The sequence below is a fragment of the Streptomyces sp. NPDC059582 genome, from assembly GCF_042735715.1.
Taxonomy (GTDB): Bacteria; Actinomycetota; Actinomycetes; order Streptomycetales; family Streptomycetaceae; genus Streptomyces.
In genome coordinates this window covers 86,597-92,670 of record NZ_JBHWCC010000043.1, presented here as the reverse complement: position 1 = coordinate 92,670, position 6,074 = coordinate 86,597, and the positions used below count along the sequence as shown (strand labels likewise).

4 protein-coding genes are annotated in these 6,074 nt (G+C 72.5%); 2 read left to right on the top strand and 2 right to left on the bottom strand.

The window, feature by feature from the left end; all coding sequences use genetic code 11:
* The first annotated feature begins 144 nt into the window (after positions 1-144).
* Together ACFV0T_RS30465 and ACFV0T_RS30460 are read left to right on the top strand one after the other, a co-directional pair.
* Positions 145-615, top strand: a complete 471-nt coding sequence (locus ACFV0T_RS30465; protein WP_385785978.1) for a GtrA family protein — start codon at positions 145-147, stop codon at positions 613-615.
* Complete coding sequence (locus ACFV0T_RS30460; protein ID WP_385785975.1) at positions 596-2,065, top strand: hypothetical protein; 1,470 nt, start codon at positions 596-598, stop codon at positions 2,063-2,065. Before ACFV0T_RS30465 ends, ACFV0T_RS30460 begins: the two co-directional genes overlap by 20 nt.
* A gap of 81 nt (positions 2,066-2,146) precedes the next feature.
* Here the strand turns inward: ACFV0T_RS30460 and ACFV0T_RS30455 are convergent, their stop codons facing one another.
* Positions 2,147-3,835, bottom strand: coding sequence for a glycosyltransferase (locus ACFV0T_RS30455; protein ID WP_385785972.1), 1,689 nt, complete (start codon positions 3,833-3,835; stop codon positions 2,147-2,149).
* Positions 3,832-6,042, bottom strand: coding sequence for a CDP-glycerol glycerophosphotransferase family protein (locus ACFV0T_RS30450; protein WP_385785969.1), 2,211 nt, complete (start codon positions 6,040-6,042; stop codon positions 3,832-3,834). Before ACFV0T_RS30450 ends, ACFV0T_RS30455 begins: the two co-directional genes overlap by 4 nt.
* Positions 6,043-6,074 lie beyond the last annotated feature (32 nt).

Below are 6,074 nucleotides of genomic sequence, written 5' to 3'. Positions count from 1 at the left end.
GAGCCACTGTGGCTCGGGGCGCCTCTCGTCTTCCCCCGGTACTTCCTCGTGAGGGCCTTCTGCTGAGGGATTTCTCCCTGGAGAGGATTGTGCGAAGAATTACCTTTTACGGTTAATCGGGATGATTCGGTTAAAGTGTCGCGCGTGACTGTGAATCTGTCCGACGGACGGGTGGCGGCGCTGACCGTCCCCGCCCTGCCGGTGAAGCGTGTCGTCCTCGAGGTCGCGAAGTTCTCGGTCGTCGGCGGTAGCGGTGTCCTGGTCAATTTCGTGCTGTTCAACCTGCTGCTGAGCGGCCTGGGGCAGCCGGCGATGACGGCGACGGTACTGGCCAGCGTCCTGGCCATGAGCGCCAACTACCTCGGCTTCCGCTACTTCGCCTACCGAGACCGCGCCTCCCGGACCCGGCGGCAGATCGCGCTGTTCTTCGTCCTCAGCGGCCTCGGTGTCGCCATGGAAAGCGGTCTGTTCTACGTCGGCTGTCACGGCCTCGGGCTGAACGGCCCGCTCGACTCCAACATCGTCAAGGCCCTGTCGCTCGTCCTGGCCTCCGCCTTCCGCTTTCTCGTCTACCGCACCTGGGTGTTCCAGCGGGATGCGCGGCACGCCGCGTAGGGCGACGGCTGCCGTCGCCCCGGCGGCCGCCGCGCTCGTGCTCGCCCTCATGCTTCTGGTGATCGTCCGTCTGCCGTGGGCGGGCGATCTCGGCATGCACGCGGCAACCGTCGAACGTCTGCGCCACAACCTGGTCGACCCGGGCAACCCGCTGGTCGACGCGGACACGCCGAGCCCGTACTACTCGCCGTGGATGCTGCTGCTGGGGTGTGTCGCGCGGGTGACGGGACTGTCGGTCTTCGTCGTCCTGCGTATCGCGGCGGTCGTCGGGCTCGCGCTGCTCGTGACCGGGATCTGGCGGTACGTGCGGACGCTGAGCCGGCATCCCATGGCACCGGCGCTGGTGCTGCTGTGCCTGCTGTTTCTGTGGGGCACGACCTTGTTCGAGTGGAGCGGCTTCCTCGGTCTCAACTCGCTCGCGTTGACCGTGTCGTATCCGAGCGTGTTCGCGCTGGGGCTCGCCTTCCACTTCTGGGCGTGGCTGGCGCGGGTGGTGCGGGAGCCCGGCGGCTGGGGGGACTTTCTCGGGCTCGGGGTGCTGTGGGCGGTGATCCTGCTCTGCCACCAGTTCTCGGGCGTCGTCGCCTCGCTGGGCGCGCTCGCCACGGTGCTCGCGGCGCGGCCCGCGCGGGCGGTGTGGACGCGGCTCGCGGCGGGGCTCGCGCTCGGGGTGGTGGTGCTGGGGCTGTGGCCGTACTACGACTTCTTCGCGCTCTTCGGGGCGGGGGCCGACCTGGAGTCGGTGCACCGGCAGCTGTACCGGGACCCGTTCGGGCGGTTCGGGCTGGTGCTGGTGGGGGTGGTGGCGCTGGGGCTGCGGTGGCGGCGGGACCGGTGGGATCCCCTGGTGCTGTTCTTCGGACTGGGGGTCGTGGTCTGCGCGGGCGGTTGGCTGAGCGGGCACTACTCGTGGGGGCGCGCGCTGCCCGCCGTACTGATTCCGGCGCAGGTCGCCGCCGCGCTGGAGGTGGTCGGGGCCGGGCGGCGCGGCGTGCGGGTGGCGTGGGCGTGTGTGCTCGGCGCCGCGCTGGTGGTGGGGGCGTGGACACAGGCCGGGACGCTCGGGTACGTGTTCGGACGGGGGCGGCTGCCGGAGGCGGTCGCGGCGAAGTACCGGGACCCCTGGGTGGGCTACAAGTGGATCACGCCGTGGGTGAAGTACGGCGATGTGGTGCTGGCGCGGACGGCCGCGGCGCGGCAGATCCCGGCGTACGGGCCGTACACCGTGGCCCCCGGGTATCCCGACTTCTTCCTCCCCGACGAGGGGCGGCGGGAGGCCGCGGTGCGCAGGTACTTCGCGGCGGGGACGGCGCAGGGGGTGCGGCGGGACATCGTGAAGTCGTACGGGGTGCGGTGGGTGGTGAGCCGGGGGGCGGTACGGGACGCCGGGGGACTGCGGGTGGTGGCCCGAGGGCCGGATGGGCAGGTGCTGTACGCCGTCGTGCGGTGAGGGGGCGCCGTCCAGGGGCTCGGCCTCGACCGCCTGGACGCCCGGTGCCGGGCCGGCGGCCGGAGTGTCCCCGTGCGTGCGCTATTTGAGTGCGCTGCGGACCAGCCGGACCGCTCGGCGCACCTTCGGCCGGGCCACTCGGCGCGCCAGCGGTCGTACGACCTTCGCCGTCATGCCCACCGGGCGCCAGCGGATCTGGAGCCGGCCCGGACCGCTGCCCTCCGGTTCCACCGTGACCTCGTGGGGTGACAGGCCGGAACGGTAGGCGACGTGGGCGGTACGGGTGGGGAAGTCGAGCGGGGCGAGCAGGAGGGCGGTGTGCGGGAGACCCTGCTGTTCGAGGCGGAGCAGAGGGTGGCGTACGCCCTCGAAGCCCCGCAGGGGCAGCGGGGCCGCCGCGAGGTCGAGGTGGACCTGCCCCTCGAAGACGCCGGGGCGGACCGGGAGCAGGCGGAAGGGCACCGTGAGGCGCTCGCCGGGCGCGATCAGGAGGCGGGCGCGCTGCGGACCGACCGCCAGCCGCAGCCCCGGGTCGTAGGTGCGGACGGTCAGGTCGAGCGAGGCGCCCGGACCCGGCGTCAGCTCGGTGATCTCGTGGCGGAACTGCGCGCTCGGGAAGGGACGCGTGTCCAGCTCCAGGTCCGAGACCTCCAGTTCGCGCCGGGCGTCCGGGGAGTCCGGGACCGACTCGCCCCAGTAGGTACGGCCCTGGGCGTCCGCCGTCACCGTCCTCGGGGCCACTCCGTGGCCCAGTCCCCGTGCGGCGAGCCGGGCCCGCGTCACACGGCCCTCGCGGATCAGCTGGAGCACCACGCGCTCCGCGCGCGGCAGCCGGGCGTACGCGCCCGGTGCGAGTGTCGCCAGGTACGGGTTCACGATCTCCGCGAACGAGGTGAGCCACTCCTCGTCCCGGTAGGGCAGGTCGCCTGCGTACATGCGGAAGTCGTGCTTGAGGAACTTGTAGTCCTTGTCCTCCCGCAGCGACTCGTGCCCGCTCTCGGCCAGGAAGGCGTCGATCAGCCGCTGAACGTGGACGCGGTCGGCGACGTTGCCGAGCTTGTGCCGCTGGTTGGAGATCGACCGCGACTCCGAGTCCGCGTACGGCTCGATGTACCAGCGGTAGACCGGCTCGGGGATGACGGTGAACTCCTTGGCCAGGCAGTACGCCATGGCCGTGAAGAGCTGGTCCTCGTAGTGGATGCCCTCCGGGAAGCGCAGCCCGTGCCGGTCGAGGAAGGCCCGCGTGTACATCTTGCTCGTCGACAGGTGCTCGAACAGCAGCCGGGGATCGGCCTCGATGCCCTCCACCGTGCGGCGCTCGGCGACCAGATGCGGCATCCAGGTCGAGCGGCGCCCGGTGTCGGCGCGCACCCGCTGCACCGCGCCCAGCACGAAGTCGACCTCGCGCTCGCGGTGGGCGGCCAACAGCAACTCGACCGCGTCGGAGGGGAGTTCGTCGTCGCTGTCCAGGAACATCAGGTACGGCGCCCGGGCGATCTCCAGCGCGCGGTTGCGCGGCGCACTGCATCCGCCGCTGTTCTCGGGCAGTCGGAGATGCAGGATGCGCGCGTCCTCGGCCGCCAGCCGCCGGGCCACTTCCGGGGTGTCGTCGGTCGAGTGGTCGTCGCTGATGATGATCTCGATGTCGGCGTGCGTCTGGCGGCGCACCGAGGCGACAGCGCGCGGCAGACGTTCGGCGTCGTTGTAGACGATCACCGTGACCGTGACGTCGGGGGTGGCCTCACGAGTGGTGGCCTCGGGCGTGCTCATCGGGCGCTCGCCTCCTCCGGGGTCGGGGCCGGGGTCCGTTCGTCGACGGGGACCGGCCTGGGCAGCGACTTCTCGTTCTCGCCGAGGAAGACCCGGCGTACGACCCGCTCGGCGGCGCGTCCGTCGTCGTACTCGCAGAACCGGCGCCGGAACGCGGCCCGCGCCTTCGCCGCGCCCTCGTCACGCCAGGCGCCCGAGGTGAAGATCTCGGCCAGTTCCTCCTGGGTGCGGGCCACCGGGCCCGGCGCCTCGGCCATCAGGTCGAAGTACACGCCGCGGGTCGTCGCGTACGTCTCCCAGTCGTCGGCGTAGACCACGATCGGGCGGTCGAGATTGGCGTAGTCGAACATGATGGACGAGTAGTCCGTGACCAGCGCGTCGGCGGCGAGCGCGAGCTCCTCGACCGGGTCCCAGGCGGAGACGTCGATGAGCCGGCCCGTGCGGCGCAGGCCCGCCAGGGGGGACGCCGAACCGCCGTAGAAGTAGTGACCGCGGACGAGCAGGACGGTGTTCTCGCCCAGGCGGTCGGCGAGGGTGGCGAGGTCCAGGCGCGGGGTCCAGCCGGCCTCGTAGTCGCGGTGCGTGGGCGCGTAGAGGACGGCCCGCCGGCCGGGGGCGATGCCCAGGCGTTCGCGGACGGCGAGGACGTCCGCCGCGGTGGCGGTGTAGTAGACGTCGTTGCGCGGATAGCCGTGGTCCAGGGAGACGAAACGGGACGGGTACGCGCGCTCCCACATGCGGGTGGAGTGGCTGTTGGCGGAGACGCTGTAGTCCCACTTGTCGACACGGGCCAGCAGTGCGGCGAAGTTCATGCCCTTGGCGGCGGCCGGGAAGCGCATCTGGTCCAGGCCCATGCGCTTGAGGGGAGTGCCGTGGTGGGTCTGGAGGTGGATCGCGTCCGGGCGCTTGACCACCGCGTCGGCGAAGTTGACGTTGTTGACCAGATACCTGGCGGTCGCCACGACCTCCCAGTAGCGGCGGGTGCCGGGGACGACATGGTCCGTGCCGGGCGGCAGGAGCGCCGCATGCTCGGCCGAGACCACCCACACCGGGTGGACGCGCGGGGCGAGCTCGGCGAGCTTGGCGGCGATCGCGGCCGGGTTGCAGGAGACCCCGCGGTTCCAGTAGGCGGAGAAGACGGCCAGTTCGGAGTCGACCGGGCGGCCCAGCGCCCTGCGGTACTGGTGGTCGCGGAGCTTCGCCCCGAACCTGCGCCTGCGGGTCCGTACGGCCGTCCTGGCCGTGCGGCGGGTCCGGTTGGCGGCCTGGAAGGCGCGGTACCTGGTGTAGGCGCCCTCTTCGAGGAGGGTCCGGCGGACGCCTTCGAGGCCGGCCGGGCGGCGATGGCGCTCCGGGCGGCGGCGGACCGCCGCGAGCGACGCCCGGCGGAAGAACTCCCGCGCCACCGCGTCCGGCATCGCCGAGCGGGCGAACGTGCGCAGGCAGTCCTGGACCATCACCTCGTACAGCACGGCGTGGGGGCCGGGGCGGCCCTGCGCGGTGCGGGCGAGGAGCGTCTCGTAGCGGTCGATCAGGGCGTAGCGGTCCTCCGGGGTGACCCGCGGGAGGCTCTCCGGGCGCAACTGACGGTGCTCGTAGGCGATGTGCGCGAGACAGGCGACGCGTTCGGCGTGCAGGAGGGTGGCGTACGCGGCGAACGGCTCGTCCTCCGTGCCGAGGTCCTCCTCGTGCGCCCGCCAGAAGGCGGTGCGGATCGCACGGTTGCCGAGGAGCGGGGTGAGGCGCAGGAGGTGCGGGGCGTCGTCCAGCGCGACGGCGGTCCGGCCCGCGCGGGCCAGCAGACGGCCGTCCGGGGAGGGCTTACCGGACGTCCGCCAGGTGGAGCGGACGTGGTCGAAGAGCAGGACGTCCACCGTGTCCGGCAACTGGGCCAGCTCGGCGGCCCGCTCGGCGACGGTGTGCGGGGCGTCGGCCGGCAGTCCGTCCCCCGCGCGGACGAAGTGCAGCCAGCGGCCGGACGCCCGTGCGGCTCCGGCGGCCCTGGCCTCGGCGTCCCGCGTTCCGGCCGGCAGGGGCAGCACCGTCAGCTCGGACGCGTGCCCCTCGGCGGCCTCACGGGCCCAGTCGCCGACCGCGGCGACGATCACCTCGACGGACGGCAGCGGGTGGGCGGCCAGGCCGTCGAGGAGTGCGGTCAAGTGCCCCTGGGTGTTGGGTCCGTGGACGATGACGCTGAGCTCGGGCATCGCGGTGGACTCCTTCGCGTGGTGACGTCTCG